18 protein-coding genes are annotated in these 16,076 nt (G+C 29.0%); 12 read left to right on the forward strand and 6 right to left on the reverse strand.

Annotated features, from left to right (window positions below):
• Positions 1-32: 32 nt before the first annotated feature.
• The 6 genes from AACT_RS02300 to AACT_RS02325 form a co-directional block, all read right to left on the reverse strand.
• Entirely contained in the window at positions 33-1,031 is a 999-nt protein-coding gene (locus AACT_RS02300) for a beta-ketoacyl-ACP synthase III (RefSeq protein ID WP_172124600.1), read from the reverse strand.
• Between the two features lie 27 nt (positions 1,032-1,058).
• Entirely contained in the window at positions 1,059-2,066 is a 1,008-nt protein-coding gene (plsX, locus tag AACT_RS02305; RefSeq protein ID WP_172124602.1) for a phosphate acyltransferase PlsX, read from the reverse strand.
• Complete coding sequence (gene rpmF / locus AACT_RS02310; protein ID WP_172124604.1) at positions 2,066-2,218, reverse strand: 50S ribosomal protein L32; 153 nt, start codon at positions 2,216-2,218, stop codon at positions 2,066-2,068. The genes plsX and rpmF overlap by 1 nt, the downstream gene beginning before the upstream one ends.
• 11 nt (positions 2,219-2,229) lie before the next feature.
• Positions 2,230-2,607 (reverse strand): hypothetical protein, encoded by a 378-nt coding sequence (locus AACT_RS02315; RefSeq protein WP_172124606.1) that lies wholly within the window; start codon positions 2,605-2,607, stop codon positions 2,230-2,232.
• Positions 2,608-2,633: 26 nt separating this feature from the next.
• Positions 2,634-3,047, reverse strand: a complete 414-nt coding sequence (gene ndk / locus AACT_RS02320) for a nucleoside-diphosphate kinase (protein ID WP_172124608.1) — start codon at positions 3,045-3,047, stop codon at positions 2,634-2,636.
• 118 nt (positions 3,048-3,165) lie between these two features.
• On the reverse strand, positions 3,166-3,441 hold the full coding sequence (locus tag AACT_RS02325) for an NADH-quinone oxidoreductase subunit I (RefSeq protein ID WP_172124610.1): 276 nt from the start codon (positions 3,439-3,441) through the stop codon (positions 3,166-3,168).
• Positions 3,442-3,728: 287 nt separating this feature from the next.
• Here AACT_RS02325 and AACT_RS02330 point away from each other — a divergent pair, with 287 nt between their 5' ends.
• From AACT_RS02330 to AACT_RS02385, 12 genes are all read left to right on the forward strand, one after another.
• On the forward strand, positions 3,729-4,325 hold the full coding sequence (locus AACT_RS02330; protein ID WP_172124612.1) for a peroxiredoxin: 597 nt from the start codon (positions 3,729-3,731) through the stop codon (positions 4,323-4,325).
• 182 nt (positions 4,326-4,507) lie between these two features.
• Positions 4,508-5,836 carry a transcription termination factor Rho gene (gene rho / locus AACT_RS02335; RefSeq protein ID WP_172124614.1) on the forward strand — a complete coding sequence of 443 codons (1,329 nt, stop codon included), beginning with the start codon at positions 4,508-4,510 and terminating at the stop codon, positions 5,834-5,836.
• A gap of 125 nt (positions 5,837-5,961) precedes the next feature.
• Positions 5,962-6,918 carry a methionine ABC transporter ATP-binding protein gene (locus tag AACT_RS02340; RefSeq protein WP_172124616.1) on the forward strand — a complete coding sequence of 319 codons (957 nt, stop codon included), beginning with the start codon at positions 5,962-5,964 and terminating at the stop codon, positions 6,916-6,918.
• Positions 6,918-7,556, forward strand: a complete 639-nt coding sequence (locus AACT_RS02345) for a methionine ABC transporter permease (RefSeq protein WP_172124618.1) — start codon at positions 6,918-6,920, stop codon at positions 7,554-7,556. The genes AACT_RS02340 and AACT_RS02345 overlap by 1 nt, the downstream gene beginning before the upstream one ends.
• Positions 7,557-7,568: 12 nt before the next feature.
• A complete protein-coding gene (locus AACT_RS02350) occupies positions 7,569-8,393 on the forward strand; it encodes a MetQ/NlpA family ABC transporter substrate-binding protein (protein WP_172124620.1) in 825 nt (274 codons plus the stop codon).
• Positions 8,394-8,747: 354 nt separating this feature from the next.
• On the forward strand, positions 8,748-10,100 hold the full coding sequence (gdhA, locus tag AACT_RS02355; protein ID WP_172124622.1) for an NADP-specific glutamate dehydrogenase: 1,353 nt from the start codon (positions 8,748-8,750) through the stop codon (positions 10,098-10,100).
• 111 nt (positions 10,101-10,211) lie between these two features.
• Entirely contained in the window at positions 10,212-10,997 is a 786-nt protein-coding gene (murI, locus tag AACT_RS02360; protein WP_172124624.1) for a glutamate racemase, read from the forward strand.
• Entirely contained in the window at positions 10,994-13,138 is a 2,145-nt protein-coding gene (locus AACT_RS02365; RefSeq protein ID WP_172124626.1) for a DNA polymerase III subunit gamma/tau, read from the forward strand. The genes murI and AACT_RS02365 overlap by 4 nt, the downstream gene beginning before the upstream one ends.
• 66 nt (positions 13,139-13,204) lie before the next feature.
• Positions 13,205-14,041, forward strand: a complete 837-nt coding sequence (locus AACT_RS02370) for a thioredoxin domain-containing protein (RefSeq protein ID WP_172124628.1) — start codon at positions 13,205-13,207, stop codon at positions 14,039-14,041.
• Positions 14,042-14,059: 18 nt separating this feature from the next.
• Positions 14,060-14,998, forward strand: coding sequence for a hydroxymethylbilane synthase (hemC, locus tag AACT_RS02375; RefSeq protein WP_172124630.1), 939 nt, complete (start codon positions 14,060-14,062; stop codon positions 14,996-14,998).
• A 133-nt stretch (positions 14,999-15,131) separates the two neighbouring features.
• Positions 15,132-15,674 (forward strand): hydrolase, encoded by a 543-nt coding sequence (locus AACT_RS02380; RefSeq protein WP_172124632.1) that lies wholly within the window; start codon positions 15,132-15,134, stop codon positions 15,672-15,674.
• Positions 15,674-16,063, forward strand: a complete 390-nt coding sequence (locus AACT_RS02385) for a thioredoxin domain-containing protein (RefSeq protein WP_172124634.1) — start codon at positions 15,674-15,676, stop codon at positions 16,061-16,063. Before AACT_RS02380 ends, AACT_RS02385 begins: the two co-directional genes overlap by 1 nt.
• The last annotated feature ends 13 nt before the right edge of the window (positions 16,064-16,076 follow it).

The following is a 16,076-nucleotide window of genomic DNA, read 5'->3' on the forward strand; positions in this document are numbered from 1 at the left end:
AGTAGAAATAAAATAGGAAAATCCTATTTTATCTATTTCTTTGGTGCGAATTTAAATAGAGCAGAGCCCCAAGTCAATCCACCACCGAAGGCGTCAAAAAGTATAGTATCACCTGCTTTTATTCTACCTTCTTCATATGCATGATTCATAGCCATAGGAATTGATGCTGCTGATGTATTACCGTATTTGTGTACAGTAACAACAGTTTGCTCATCATTAAATCCTAAAGCTTCACCTACAGCTTTTATGATTCTAAGGTTTGCTTGATGAGGAATAAAGTGATTTATATCCTCATTTGATAGATTATGTTTTTTCATCATTACTTGAACATCTGATGTTAATGTTTTAACAGCAAGTTTGAAAGTTTCGTTACCTTTCATTTTTATACATGCCATTTTATTTTCTAAAACTTCAGTTGAACAAGGATGTTTACTTCCTCCACCTGGAGTTTTAATTAAATCTTCATAATTACCATCACTTGAACAATTAACATCAATAATAGCTTCATCTTTATTATCTGTAGCAGAAATGATAGCAGCACCTGCTCCATCTCCGAAAATAAAACATGTACCTCTGTCTGTATAATCTAAAATAGATGTATATGTTTCAGCACCAACAATTAGTACATTTTTTTTCATACCAGATTCAATAAATGCTTTAGCAATTGAAACAGCATATACAAATCCAGTACATGCAGCACTAATGTCAAAGGCCATAACAGGAGGTAATCCTACTTTTGCTGCAATTAAACATGCCGTTGATGGCATACATAAAAAATCAGGAGTAACCGTGGCACAAATTACTAAATCAACATCTTCATATGCAATTCCAGCTCGTTCTATTGCAAGTTTTGCTGCTCTTGCTCCTAAATCAGATGAAGCTTCATCAACTTCAGAAATTCTTCTTTCTTTAATACCAGTTCTTTTTGTAATCCACTCATCACTTGTATCAATAATTTTTTCAAAATCTGCATTTGTCATAATCTTTGGAGGAATATAAGCTCCAATAGATCTAAAAGCTGCATATGTCATTTACATATCCTTATATTAAATATAGTATTAATTAATTTCTTGTTCAGTACTATATTTTACTAATCTTTGTTCAATTATACTATCTAAATTTGAACTTGCTGCATTTATAGCTTGAAATATAGCATTTTGTATTGCTTTTGGATTAGATTTTCCATGGGCAATGATAACAGGAGCTTTAACTCCTAAAAGTGGAGCTCCTCCATATTCAGCATAATCAACTCTTACTTTTAAGTTTTTGAAAACTTTTCTCATAAGAACTGCACCAGCAATTGAGATTAGAGATCTTTTTAAATTTTTCTTAATAATTTTACCGATTGTGTCTGCAACACCTTCGGCAGTTTTAAGTAAAATATTACCAACAAAACCATCACAAACTACAACATCAACTGTTCCTTTGAAGATATCACTACCTTCAACATTTCCTGCGAAATTTGGAATTTTTGCTAATAGTTTATATGCTTCTTTAGTAACTTCATTACCTTTACTATCTTCTTCCCCATTACTTAATAATCCAACTATTGGTTCATCAAGTCTAAGCACATATTGCGCATACACTTGACCCATAATTGCAAATTGAAATAAGTTTTTTGCATCACTATCTACATTCGCTCCAACATCCAATACTAAAGTATTTTGGTTTTCACTTGTAGGCATTAATGTTGCAATCGCAGGTCTACTTACGCCTTTGATTCTTCCTATTCTTAATGTTGCTAATGACATAGAAGCTCCAGAATGACCAGCGGATACTACAGCACCAGCTTTTCCTTCTCTTACTAATTCTATAGCTTTATAAATAGTTGATTCTTTTCTTTTAAGTGCATCTGTTGCAGAATCACTCATACTAATTACATCATCTGTATCTAATATTTCAATTCTTGATAAAAGGTTTTGTGGAAGTAATGGTAAAATTTCACTTTTTTTACCAACTGCAATCGCAGAGAAGTTATTGTTTTTTTTAAGCGCTGTTACTAAGCCCTCAATTATAGGTTCAGGACCGAAGTCCCCACCCATAGCATCTATTGCAATTTTTAGCATTAGTTTTTGTATTCACCAGTAGTTGGATTAACCATATGAGGCATCTTCCAAGTTCCATCAACGTCTTTAACAGGTTTTTTTAATGTTATTTTATAGTGAGTTCTTCTCTTTGCTGCTCTAGTATGAGATACTCTTCTCTTAGGTACTGCCATTTTAATTCTCCTTAAAATTCTTTTTCAAAATTATCACCAAGTTGTAAGCAATCCTTACAAATGTGATAGTCGCTTTTTATACTATTTAATTCACTTTCGATGATTTCATCGAAATCAATTAAATTATTTTCCACTTCAATTACTAAATATTCACTTTCATCTTTATTGTAAACACCATCACTTAATAATAAATGAAGTTCTTCATCAACTTCAATTACTTCAGCAATTCCACATCTACAACAATCAATATCAGTATTACCTAATAATACTGCGTCAACTTTTACTAATGATTGCGATATTTTACAAAAAGTACCTTCAATTTTAACTGAATTGTATTCAACTTCCAATTCCTTGGGAGTTTGAGGAACTTTTCTAAATTCTATTTTCATTATAAAACTAATTAATTAATAGATAATTAACAAATTTCTTTTTGTGCAAAGAAGAAATTGATCTCATTTGCTGCATTTTCTAATGAATCTGAACCATGAACTGCATTTGCATCAATTGATTCTGCAAAATCTGCTCTAATTGTTCCAGCTGCTGCTTCTTTAGGATTAGTAGCACCCATTAATTCTCTGTTAATAGCCATTGCATTAACACCTTCTAATACTGTAACTACAACTGGTCCTGAAATCATGAACTCAACTAAGTCTTTGAAGAAAGGTCTTGCTGCATGAACTGCATAAAAAGCTTCAGCGTCAGCTTGGCTTAATTGCATTTTTTTAGTAGCTGCAATTCTTAATCCAGCTGTTTCAAATCTGTCTAAGATTTTTCCAACTACATTTTTTGCTACAGCGTCTGGTTTGATGATTGATAATGTTTGTTCCATTACTTATATTCCTCGATTTTTTTTTAAGTCGCGGATTATACCTAAAAAATAAAAAAAAGGCAAGTAGTAAAAACTACTTGCCTTTTTTTACAATAAAAATCTAGTTAATTATTTGATATTAATCTTCAACTACAGGAGAACCAACAGTTCCTCTGTCTTCTCTTTCAACTGCACTAGAACCAACTTCGTCCCATACTATACAACCTTCAGTTGGACATGCATCAGCACATGCAGGTGCGTCATTATGACCTACACACTCAACACATTTGTCTGCATGAACATAATAAACATCTTCACCAGTTGGATTCTCATCATTATCTACAATCGCTTCTACTGGACACTCATCTAAACAAGCATCACAACTAATACAAATATCAGTAATTCTAACTGCCATAGTATTTCTCCTTAATCTTAATAAATTTTAGAAAACTTTATCACAGTAAATATAAAACTATCTTTAAAGTTTCTAAATTACCTATTTAAAATTTAATCTTATTTGCAATGTAACGAAACTGGACAATATTATAGAAGGATTTAAATGTTTAATTTTTTATTGATAAACTTTATTAAGTGATAATATTTTGTATAAATATTGAAATTTAAGCTAAATTACAGAAGATTTTAAAGTTATTGTTATATAATTTCTTATTGAATTAATAAAAAAATAAAAAGGATTTAAATATGTTAGTAACAAAGAAAGCTCCAGATTTTACAGCAACAGCTGTACTTGCAGATGGTCAAATTGTAGAAAATTTTAACTTATATGAAAACATTGGGGAAAAAGGTGCAGTATTATTTTTCTATCCATTAGATTTCACTTTTGTTTGTCCATCAGAAATCATTGCATTCTCAAAAAGAATTGAAGATTTTACATCAAGAGGTGTATCAGTAATAGGTTGTTCAGTAGATTCTCAATTCTCTCACTTTGCATGGAGAGAAACTCCTGTTGAAAATGGTGGAATTGGAAGAGTTAAATTCCCATTAGTAGCTGACCTTTCAAAATCAATTTCAAGAGATTATGATGTATTGTTTGGTGAATCAGTAGCATTAAGAGGATCATTTTTAATAGATTCAGATGGAACAGTAAGACATGCAGTAATCAATGACTTACCACTAGGAAGAAATATTGATGAAATGATTAGAATGGTAGATACAATGATTTTTACAAATGAGCATGGTGAAGTATGTCCAGCTGGTTGGGTAAAAGGTGACGAAGGAATGAAAGCTTCTACTGCTGGTGTTGCTGAGTACTTAGGTAAAAACGAAGGAAAATTATAATATTTAAAATATTATATGTATAAAAGGGTGTCATATTCAGTGACACCCTTTTTTTTGTCCTAAGCAAAATTATTGACAATTTTAAAAATAAACACTACAATAATGCTAATACTTTAAAAAAACTACAAAAAAACTACAAAAACTACATATCTTATTATGTAAAATCAAAGGCAAACATACTCATGGAAGAGTCTAAAGAAGAAACAAAAACAAAAACCACAAACTCTAAAAAAGCAAGAACTCATATACCTGTTGAAGGTTATAGAATAGAACAATTAAGAGAACTGCCATTAGAAACTTTAATTAATATTGCAAATGACTTAGATGTTGAAAACCCTCAAGAATTAAAACGACAAGATTTAATGTTTATGATTTTGAAATCACAAATTGATGCAGGCGGTTTCATTTTATTCACAGGTATTTTAGAAATAAAAGAGGGTGGATTTGGATTCTTAAGAGCAATTGATGGTAATTTCTCTGATACATCTAATGATTCTTATGTTAGTGCAACTCAAATTAGAAAGTTTGCTTTAAGAACAGGTGATATTGTTTCAGGACAAGTTAGACCTCCTAATAAAGAGAGTGAGAAATATAATGCTTTATTAAAAATTGAAGCAATTAATTACCTACCTGTAAAAGAGTCTAAAAATAGACCTCTTTTTGATAACTTAACTCCACTTTATTCTACTGATAGATTCAAATTTGAATATGATGCAAATAAAATGACAGGAAGAATGCTTGATTTATTTGCTCCTATGGGTAAAGGGCAAAGGGGATTAATTGTTGCTCCTCCAAAAACTGGTAAAACTGAGTTATTAAAAGAATTAGCTCACGCAATTTCTAGAAATCATCCTGAAGTTCATTTAATGGTATTATTAATTGATGAAAGACCAGAAGAAGTTACAGATATGCAAAGAAGTGTAAAAGGTGAAGTTTATTCTTCTACTTTTGATTTACCTGCACATAATCATGTTAGAGTTGCTGAAATTGTTATTGAAAAAGCAAAAAGACTTGTAGAAATGAAAAAAGATGTAGTTATCTTATTAGATTCAATTACTAGATTGGCAAGAGCATATAATACAGTTACACCATCTTCAGGAAAAGTACTTTCTGGTGGGGTTGATGCAAATGCATTACATAAACCAAAAAGATTTTTCGGAGCGGCTAGAAATATAGAAGAAGGTGGTTCTTTAACTATTATTTCAACTGCACTTATTGAAACTGGTTCAAAAATGGACGAAGTTATTTTTGAAGAGTTTAAAGGTACTGGTAATAGTGAAGTTGTATTATCAAGAAATGCAGCAAACAAAAGAGTTTATCCAGCTCTTGATATTATTAAATCTGGAACTAGAAAAGAAGAATTACTTCTTTCTCCTGATGTATTACAAAAAACTTGGATATTAAGAAATGCAATTGCAGCAATGGATGAAGTTGAAGCACTTAAATTTTTATACTCAAAAATGCAAAAGACAAAAGACAACGAAGAATTTTTTAACTCAATGAACGAATAGTAGAGGCGCCCTTGCGCTTCTGTATCTTTTTTATACAAAAAAACAATTAATTACATATTAATTACTTATTTAACTCACATTTTATAAACTTTCCTATAGTATTGCTGCCTTAATAAGGATAGATTATGATAAATATAAAAAATCTAAATAAATATTATTCTAATACAAAAGTTTTAAATAACATATCCATAGATATTAAAAAAGGTGAGATTTTCGCAATAGTTGGACACAGCGGTGCTGGGAAGTCAACACTTTTAAGATGTATTAATGGCCTTGAAGATTATGCTGATGGAATATTATTAGTTAATAATAAAGAGATAAAAAATTTAAAAAAAGATGAACTAAGAGAATTTAGAAAAAATATTGGAATGATTTTCCAACACTTTTCACTAATTCAAAGAAAAACTGTATTTGAAAATATTTCATTACCGATGCAACTTTGGGGTTATAAGAAAGAAGAAATATCAAAAAAAGTAAATGATTTATTAGCTTTAGTAGGTTTAGAAGAAAAAAAAGATGCATATCCTAGTCAATTAAGTGGTGGACAAAAACAAAGAGTTGCAATTGCTCGTGCTTTGACTTTAGATCCAGAAATTTTACTTTGTGATGAGGCGACTTCTGCACTTGATCCAAATACAACTACATCTATTTTGAATTTATTAAAAGAAATAAATGAAAAATTAAATATCACTATTGTTATTGTTACCCATGAAATGGAAGTAGTTAAACAAATTGCACAAAAAGCACTTTTATTAGAACATGGGAATATTATAGGATTTGATGATACAGAAGAATTATTTTTAAAACCTGATATTAAAATGAAAGAATTTTTAGGTGAAACAGAAGTTGTTCCGAAAACAGGTGTAAATGTTAAACTTTATTTTCCAAAAGATAATGTTTTTCAATCATTCATTACAAAAATGGCAAGAGAGTTGAATATGGATTTTAATATTGTTTGGGGGAAACTAGAAGAAATTAACGGTCATATTGTTGGAAATATGGTTATTAATATTGAAGATGAAACTCGAGATATTGTAATTGATTATATAAGACAACATGATATTGTTTGGGAGGTATTATAATGTTTGATATTTTATTTCCAGCACTTGGTGAAACAATATATATGTCATTTGTTTCTACTTTTTTTGCTGTTGTAATTGGATTTTTTTTAGCGATTATTTTAATATTTACATCTAAAGATGGATTAAAAGAAAATTTAAAAGTGTATTCAATTTTAGATGTTGTTATAAATACACTAAGATCATTTCCCTTTATTATATTAATGATAGTTTTATTTCCTCTTACAAAATTTTTAATTGGAAAAAGTATTGGGACAAGCGCTGCTATTATTCCTCTTACAATTGGAGCTGCTCCTTTTATTGCAAGATTAATTGAAAGTGCATTTAAAGAGGTGGATAAAGGTGTAATAGAAGCTGCTAAATCATTTGGAGCAAGTGATTTTCAAATTGTATTTAAAGTAATGTTAGTTGAAGCACTTCCTTCAATTATATCAGCAATCACACTTACTTTAATAACAGTTATTGGGTTTTCTGCGATGGCAGGAGCGGTAGGTGGTGGAGGTTTGGGAGATGTGGCTATTAAATATGGTTATTATAGATTTCAAACTGATACTATGATTTACACTGTACTAATTTTAATCGCATTAGTACAGATATGTCAAAGTTTGGGCGATTATTTATATAAAATTACAAAAAAATAAAGGAAAAAAATTATGTTAAAAAATATATTAAAATTTACAATTGCAGGTGCTGTTGCACTTGGACTTGCAGCTTGCGATTCAAAAGAAACAAAAAAAGTAGAAGAAACTAAAGTAGAAGCTAAACAAACTGTTATTAAAATTGGAGCAACACCTGTTCCTCATGTTGAGATATTAGAAGCTGTTAAACCTCTATTAAAAGCTAAAGGTTATGATTTAGAAATTGTTGAATTTACTGATTATGTTACGCCAAATATTGCAGTTAACGAAGGTGAATTAGATGCAAACTTTTTTCAACATTTACCATATCTAGAAGAGTTTAATAAGAATAAAAATACAGATTTAGTAAAAACAGTAAATGTACATTTAGAACCAATGGGATTATATTCAAATAAAATCAAAGCATTAAGTGAATTAGAAGATGGTGCTACAATTGCAGTTCCAAATGATCCAACAAATGAAAGTAGAGCTTTAGATATTTTAGTTAAAGAAGGTTTATTAACATTTAAAGATGTAGATTTTAAAACAGTTGTTGATATTATTGAAAATCCTAAAAATCTTAAAATTAAAGAATTAGATGCTCCTCAATTACCAAGAGTTTTAGATGAAGTTGATGCTGCTATTATTAATACAAACTATGCTTTATCTGCAAATTTAAATCCATTAAAAGATGCAATTATTATTGAATCAAAAGATTCTCCTTATGCAAATATTGTTGTAGTTAAAAAAGGAAATGAAAATAAAGATTCTATAAAAGCTTTAAATGAAGCTATTAATTCAGAAGAAATTAGAACTTTTATTAAAGAAAAATATCAAGGTTCTATCGTAGAAGCTTTTTAATTTAAAGGGAAATTACTTCCCTTTAAATATTTTTGTACATTTCTAAATAATTTAAAATATCCTTTAACTTTATTTCACTCATCCCTAAATCACTTGTATCAATTTTTTTTCTCTTACAAGAATTAACAATATCACAAACTCCAATTTTATTTGTAATTTAAAATTCTTTTCTTCTTTTAATCTCTTCCTTTGTATTTGAATATTCTAATTAGATTCTATCATAGATAAATTTAATCTAGAAAAATACTATTTAAGTTACTTTTTCTTTAAAACATATATAAAATATATACAATTGTATAAAAAATATTAATTTTCTGATAAAATATTTTTTCAATTAAAAAAGAAGGAAAGCACATGTCATATTTAGAGGAAGTTTTTAATTATCTTAAGCGAACGAGCCCTGCTCAAACAGAATTTTATCAAGCTGCAGAAGAAGTTTTGTATTCGTTACAGCCCTTATTAGATAAATATCCAAAATATAGAAAACACAAAATTATTGAAAGAATTGTTGAACCAGAAAGACAAATTATGTTTAGGGTAAATTGGGTTGATGATAATGGTGAAATTCAAGTAAATAAAGGTTACAGAATAGAGTTTAATTCTGCTTTGGGTCCATACAAAGGTGGTCTTAGATTTCATCCAAGTGTAAATGCTGGTGTAATTAAATTTTTAGGATTTGAACAAATATTTAAAAATGCATTAACTGGTCTTCAAATTGGTGGAGGAAAAGGTGGAAGTGACTTTAATCCAAAAGGAAGATCTGATAATGAAGTTATGAGATTCTGTCAAGCATTTATGAGTGAATTATTTAGACATATTGGTGCAAATACAGATGTTCCAGCTGGAGATATTGGTGTTGGGGCTAGAGAAATTGGATATATGTTTGGAATGTATAAAAAACTTGCAAATAAATATGAAGGTGTATTAACAGGAAAATCCCTTAAATGGGGTGGATCTTTAGCAAGAACGGAAGCAACAGGATATGGTTGTGTTTATTTTGCTAAATATATGTTAGCTGCACGTGGGGAGACTTTAGAAGGTAAAAAATGTATTGTTTCTGGTTCTGGAAATGTTGCTATTTATACTATTGAAAAATTATATCATTTAGGTGCCTTACCTATTACATGTAGTGATTCACGAGGGATGATAATTGATGAACAAGGAATTGATTTATTATTGTTAAAAGATTTAAAAGAAAAACAAAGAGCTAGTTTATCAGAGTATGTAAAACATAAACCTATGGCTAAATATATTCCTGTTGAAGAATATCCAGAAGGTAGAAATGCAGTTTGGTCTGTTCCTTGTTTTGCTGCATTCCCAAGTGCAACTCAAAATGAATTAAATTTAGAAGATGCAAAAGCATTATTAGAAAACGGTTGTAAATGTGTAAGTGAAGGTGCAAATATGCCTTCAACAGCTCAAGCAGTTGATTTATTTATTGAGACTAAAATAGCTTATGGTCCAGGAAAAGCTGCAAATGCAGGTGGAGTTTCTACAAGTCAATTAGAAATGGCACAAAATGCTTCAATGCTTTCATGGACTTTTGAAGAAGTTGATGCAAAACTTGATCAAATTATGAAAAATATATTTGAATCAGCAAGTTCAACAGCAGCTGAATTTGGACAACCTACAAACTTAGTTTTAGGGGCTAATATTGCAGGATTTAAAAAAGTAGCTGATGCTATGATTGAACAAGGTTTAGTATAATTTTTTATGCAATACTCTAATTTTAGAGTATTGCATCTTTTCTTTTTTCCACTAATCATTTTCTTTAAAAACTTATGATAAAATATTCGCTTATTACTAAAAAGGTAGAAATTGAAAGTAGGTGTATTTGATTCAGGATTGGGAGGATTAACTGTTGTTAGTTCTATTCAAAAGATATTTAAAGGTGCGCAACTTTTTTATATTGCAGATACTGCATATGCTCCATATGGAGAAAAAACTCCAGAAGAAATTTTAAATAGATGCGATAGTATTACTAGATATCTATTAGAAAATCATGGAATTGAAGCTTTGATTGTTGCTTGTAATACTGCAACTTCTGCTGCAATTAAACACTTACGAGAAAAATTTCCTTTTTTGATTGTGATTGGAACAGAACCAGGTGTAAAACCAGCCATATTAAATACTAAAACATTAAATATCGGTGTTTTGGCAACTCCTCGAACTTTAAAGGGAGACAAGTATCAAATTTTAGTAAATGAATTATCTTCAATAAAAAAAGTTAAATTACACGAGCAAGCTTGTGTTGGCTTAGTTGAACAAATTGAAAAAGGTGAAATTGATACAAAAGAAACTTTTGATATGCTAGAAAAGTGGTTAGAACCCATGAAAAATGATAATGTAGATACGATAGTTTTAGGTTGTACTCACTATCCTTTGATTGATTTTGTAATCAAAAAGATTATGGGGAATGATATAACATTAATTGAAACAGGTGATGCAATAGCAAAGCGCTTAAAAATTTTAAGTGAAGAAAAAGGTCATATAAATGAAGGACCTTTGAAAATAAACGTTTGTCATACTGGCGAAATAAACAGATTTATGATTGATAAAATTTTAAATAATAAAAATATAGAAGTTAGGAAATGCGCAATATGAGTCAAGAAATTTTAGAAAAAAGGGTTTTAGCCTTAAAGTATAGACCTCATAGATTTGAAGATTTGGTAGGTCAAAGTACTGTTTCACAGACATTGTCTTTAGCTCTTGATTCAAATAGATTATCTCATGCATATTTATTTTCAGGTTTAAGAGGAAGTGGGAAAACTTCAACTGCAAGAATTATGGCAAAGGCACTTTTATGTTCAGAGGGTCCAACTTCTAAACCTTGTGAAGTTTGTGATAACTGCAAAAGTGCAAATTCAAATAGACATCTTGATATTATCGAAATGGATGCGGCATCTAATCGTGGTATTGATGATATTAAAGATTTAATTGAGCATACAAAGTATAAGCCAAGTAGTGCAAGATTTAAAGTATTTATAATCGATGAAGTTCATATGCTTACTACTCAAGCATTTAATGCACTTTTAAAAACACTTGAAGAACCTCCTGGATTTGTAAAGTTTATTTTAGCAACGACTGATCCTTTAAAACTTCCAGCAACAATATTAAGTAGAACTCAACATTTTAGATTTAATAAAATTGCTGATTCTGATGTTATTCATCATCTTGCACATATTTTAAATGAAGAGAATATCTCTTATGAAAAAGAGGCTTTAGAGATACTTTCAAGAAGTGGACAAGGAAGTTTAAGAGATACTTTAACACTACTTGATCAAGCAATTATTTTCTCAAAAGGAAGAATAACAACTGCAAGTGCTGTGGATATGTTAGGACTTATTGATCCAAAATTAATGGATAATATTTTTTCAGTTATTTTAAATAAAGGTGATATAACTCAAATCATAAAAGATCTAGAAATCTATGAGGTTTCGCAAATATGTGATGAAATTACAATATATTTAAAAGATAAAATGCTTACAAAAGATAGAAGATTTGATTTACTATTATTTGATAGATTTTTTAGAATATTAAGTGATGCAAAACATCTTCTTGCTATTAATAGTGATGGTGGTTTTGTTTTAATTTTAACATTCTTGAAAATGATAGAAGCTACAAATATTAGAACTATTGATGATATTATTAATCAAGTTGAAAAAATAGAGCCTAAAAAAGAGACAATGATTTCTAAACCTATTGAACAAATTATTGAAAAGCCAATTGAAAAACCAGTCGTAAAGCCTATTGTTGAAAATATAGTTGAAAACAAAGTTGAGCCTGCTGTTAATCCTATTTTTGAGTCTATAAAAATTGAAGAAGAAACAAAAATTGAAGAGCTAACAATTGAAGATAAAATATTGGTTGAATCAAATAATATGGTTGATTTACATGCAATTGATGCAATTGAAACAGTTGATTATTCAACACCATTTGATGATTTACCAACTACAAAAATAGTAGTTAATGAAACACCAAAAACTGAAATAAAAGAAGAAGAGAAAAAAGAAGAAGCAAAAGTAGAAGAAATAAAAAAAGAAAAAGTTCGTGAAGAGAGAAAAGAAGATTTTTATGAGCTAGAAGTTGAACCAATTGTTAGTGAAAGAGAAGCTTATGTAAATATTCATCAAGATGTTGAAATTATTCCTTTAGATGATGATGAAGAGGGTAATGAAGGAATAAACGATTTATACGAACAATTAACATCTAAAGTTTATGATAGAGATTATGATTTAGGTGAATGCTTCCAAAAGAATTTTATCTTTAATGGTTATGAGAATAATAAATTATATATTATTTCAAAAGCCCAAGATGAAGATAGAAAATTATTATATAAATATTTTGGAATAATAAAAACATTTGCTCAAGATGTTTTTGGAAATGATGTTGAGCTAGATTTTAAAAAGGAGGAACCCTCCGAAGAAGTAGAATCTAAGAACGAGCAAAATGATGAAGTACAAAATGATAATTCAGATGAATTAACAAGTATAAATTTAAGTAAAATAGCTCAAAATGATAGTTCAGAAGAAGATATTCAAGAGGATTCCCAAACAGAAGATACAAGTTCAATGCTTGAATCTATTGAAATGAGTGCAGGTTGTGTGGCTGATATGACAAAAAGTTCAGTAACAACGCCTTCTCAAAAAGAGTTACAACTAAATGATATATTAAACTCTAAAATGCTGGATAAGGCTAAAGAACTTTTTGATATAAAGAAAATTACAGTAAAATCAAGGAGTTAAATTATTAACTTATCATTAATATAAAATAGATAGACTTATAGCCATTAAAAAAAAGGAAAATTATAAATGAATAAAATATCAAAACTATTATCTACAACATTATTATTATCGGTTTCATTATATGCAAATAACGACAATTCAGTTATTGAATTTGAAAAAAGTAGAGTTTCTCAAAACCCAAATGTAACAATAAAAGAAGTAAGTATTAATACTAAAAAAGAGATTCCGTTACCTGGTTGGAATGGATATATACTAGATGTAAAAGTTAACGTTCAAGGTAAAGATGTAAATGCGAAAGATATATTATTTTCTGATGGAAAATATATTTCTTTAGATTTAATAGATTCTACAACTGGAAAATCTTTAAAAGATTTAGTTACTCCAAATTTAACAGATAAATATCATGATAAAACAAAATTAATTGCTGGAAATGCAGATGCAAAAGATAAAATTGTAATTTTTTCAGATCCTTTATGTCCATATTGTATAGATTATGTTCCTGAAGTTATAAAACATGTTCAAAAAAATAGTGATTCTATAGCTTTATATTATTACCATTTCCCATTATCAACAATTCATCCAGCAGCAACAGTACTTGTTAAACTAATTGATATTGCTAAACATAAAGGAATAAAAGATGTTGAGCTTAAAACTTATCAAATTGATTGGGAAAAATATTTTGATGTAAAATCAACTGATGAGAAAGTAATATTAGATGCTTTCAATAAAGAGTTTAAAACAGATATAAAGTCAGAAGAATTAGCAAAAGCTGAAATAGGAAAATCTATTGATAGTGATATTTCAATGGGTGAAGATGTTATGGTTCAAGGAACACCAACAATATTTGTGAATAAAGTAAAAGATTCTACTAGACTTAAATATGAAGATTTAGGAAAAAAATAAATTTATTAAGAGGTTAACATGGAAAAATTAGTAATAGCAACAAGAAGAAGTCAACTTGCGCTTTGGCAATCAGAATATATAAAAGCTCAATTACAAGAATTTTACCCAGATATGCAAATTGAACTACAAGAATTTGTAACAAAAGGCGATAAAATTTTAGATGTGCCATTGGCTAAAATTGGTGGTAAAGGTCTTTTTACAAAAGAGCTTGAAGTTGCAATGCTTGAGGGAACTGCACATTTAGCTGTTCACTCATTAAAAGACGTACCAACTCAATTTGAAGAGGGATTACAACTTGCTGCTGTTACAAAAAGATTTGATCCAAGAGATGCCTTATTAAGTAATAAATACTCTTCAATTGATGAGTTACCACAAGGTGCTGTTGTGGGAACTACAAGTTTAAGAAGAAGAATGGCAATTATGATGTTAAGACCTGATATTGTTTTAAAAGATTTAAGAGGAAATATCAATACTAGAATTGCAAAACTAAATGCAGGTGAGTATGATGCAATTATTTTAGCAGCAACTGGTATTCAAAAATTGAAAATTGAAAACGAAGTAAAATACTTCAATCCAATTCCAACAGATGTTATGATTCCATCAATGGGACAAGCAACTCTTGGAATTGAAACTACAACAGATCCTAGAATTGTTGAATTAGTTTCAGTGTTAAATGATAAAGATGCACATATTGAATCTACAATTGAAAGAAGTTTTGTTGATGCACTGCAAGGTGGTTGTCAAGTTCCAATTGGTGTAAAAGCTACTATTATTGATGAACATTCTATTAGAGTTCAAGCAATTGTAGGTCTTCCTGATGGAAGTGAATCAATTAGTGAAGATATCACAGCTGATATTGAAGAGTTTGAAACAATCGGACAAACTCTAGCACAGACTTTCATAGATCAAGGTGCAAAAGAACTTCTTCTAAGAGCTGAAGAATTAGCTTTTAAATAAAACTATTAACAGGAGAATTTCTCTTGTTAAATCTACTTAAATCTACAAATAAAATTTCAAACTTCTCAAAATTTTCCAAGATATTTAATTATTAATTCAGTATCATAGTTATAAATATACTAAGGAGTTTAAATTGAGAATAAATGTTGAAGACGCACTTTTTTGTTTAGTTGATGTACAAGAAAGATTATATCCCCATGTAACAAATAAAGATGAAATTGAAAAAAACTTAATAACTTTAGTAAAAGGTTTAAAAGTTCTTAGTGTTCCTTTTATTGTAAATGAACAATATAAAAAAGGAATAGGTGAAACAATTCCTTCATTAAGAGAATTGGTTGATGAGTATCCACATTTTGAGAAAACAACTTTTTCTTGTTATAAAAATGAAGAGACTATAGATGCAATTAATGAGATGAATAAGAAAGTTGTAATTGTTGCAGGTATTGAAACCCACGTTTGTGTTTTACAAACTTGTATAGATTTACTAGAAGGTGGATTTGAAGTTGTTTTAGTAACTGATTGTTGTACTTCAAGAAAACAAAATGATACAGATATGGCAATTACTAGACTTGTTCAAGCAGGTGTAATTCCTACAACTTATGAATCATTACTTTTTGAATTAACTTTAAATGCTAAAAATCATTGTTTTAAAGAGATTTCTTCTTTAGTAAAATAATGAAAAAGCTATTTATTTTATTTTCACTAATTGGTGTTTTATTTGCAGCAGAGATAAAGGATATAAAAAGTATCAAAGATTTGTCTTCTACTAAAGATATTATTTTGATGTTTAGTATTGATTCTTGCCCTTGGTGTATAAGACAAGAAAAAGTTTTAAAAGATATTCAAGAGCAAAAAGATATTCAAATAGTAAAAGTTAAAAATGGAAGTGATATTTATAAAGAGCTAGTAGAAAAGTATCCTTTTCCTATAGCCTATTATCCAACATCTTTTATTGTTACTAAAGAAGATGGTAAACTAAATATTAGTTATGAATTTCGAGGTTATCAAAAAAAGAGCAATATTATAGAAGTTTTAGAAAATAAAGATGAATTTTTAATGGACTGATTATCTCAGTCCA

The sequence above is a fragment of the Arcobacter acticola genome (assembly GCF_013177675.1).
In the GTDB taxonomy this organism is placed as follows: domain Bacteria; phylum Campylobacterota; class Campylobacteria; order Campylobacterales; family Arcobacteraceae; genus Aliarcobacter; species Aliarcobacter acticola.

Bases quoted from the DNA above. Each gene is read 5' to 3' on its own strand.
- hemC (WP_172124630.1), top strand. From the start codon at position 14,060: ATGGAAAAATTAGTAATAGCAACAAGAAGAAGTCAACTTGCGCTTTGG.
- AACT_RS02330 (WP_172124612.1), top strand. From the start codon at position 3,729: ATGTTAGTAACAAAGAAAGCTCCAGATTTTACAGCAACAGCTGTACTT.
- rho (WP_172124614.1), top strand. From the start codon at position 4,508: ATGGAAGAGTCTAAAGAAGAAACAAAAACAAAAACCACAAACTCTAAA.
- AACT_RS02365 (WP_172124626.1), top strand. From the start codon at position 10,994: ATGAGTCAAGAAATTTTAGAAAAAAGGGTTTTAGCCTTAAAGTATAGA.
- AACT_RS02350 (WP_172124620.1), top strand. From the start codon at position 7,569: ATGTTAAAAAATATATTAAAATTTACAATTGCAGGTGCTGTTGCACTT.
- AACT_RS02315 (WP_172124606.1), bottom strand. From the start codon at position 2,607: ATGAAAATAGAATTTAGAAAAGTTCCTCAAACTCCCAAGGAATTGGAA.
- ndk (WP_172124608.1), bottom strand. From the start codon at position 3,047: ATGGAACAAACATTATCAATCATCAAACCAGACGCTGTAGCAAAAAAT.
- plsX (WP_172124602.1), bottom strand. From the start codon at position 2,066: ATGCTAAAAATTGCAATAGATGCTATGGGTGGGGACTTCGGTCCTGAA.
- rpmF (WP_172124604.1), bottom strand. From the start codon at position 2,218: ATGGCAGTACCTAAGAGAAGAGTATCTCATACTAGAGCAGCAAAGAGA.
- AACT_RS02340 (WP_172124616.1), top strand. From the start codon at position 5,962: ATGATAAATATAAAAAATCTAAATAAATATTATTCTAATACAAAAGTT.
- AACT_RS02370 (WP_172124628.1), top strand. From the start codon at position 13,205: ATGAATAAAATATCAAAACTATTATCTACAACATTATTATTATCGGTT.
- AACT_RS02300 (WP_172124600.1), bottom strand. From the start codon at position 1,031: ATGACATATGCAGCTTTTAGATCTATTGGAGCTTATATTCCTCCAAAG.
- gdhA (WP_172124622.1), top strand. From the start codon at position 8,748: ATGTCATATTTAGAGGAAGTTTTTAATTATCTTAAGCGAACGAGCCCT.
- AACT_RS02385 (WP_172124634.1), top strand. From the start codon at position 15,674: ATGAAAAAGCTATTTATTTTATTTTCACTAATTGGTGTTTTATTTGCA.
- AACT_RS02345 (WP_172124618.1), top strand. From the start codon at position 6,918: ATGTTTGATATTTTATTTCCAGCACTTGGTGAAACAATATATATGTCA.
- AACT_RS02325 (WP_172124610.1), bottom strand. From the start codon at position 3,441: ATGGCAGTTAGAATTACTGATATTTGTATTAGTTGTGATGCTTGTTTA.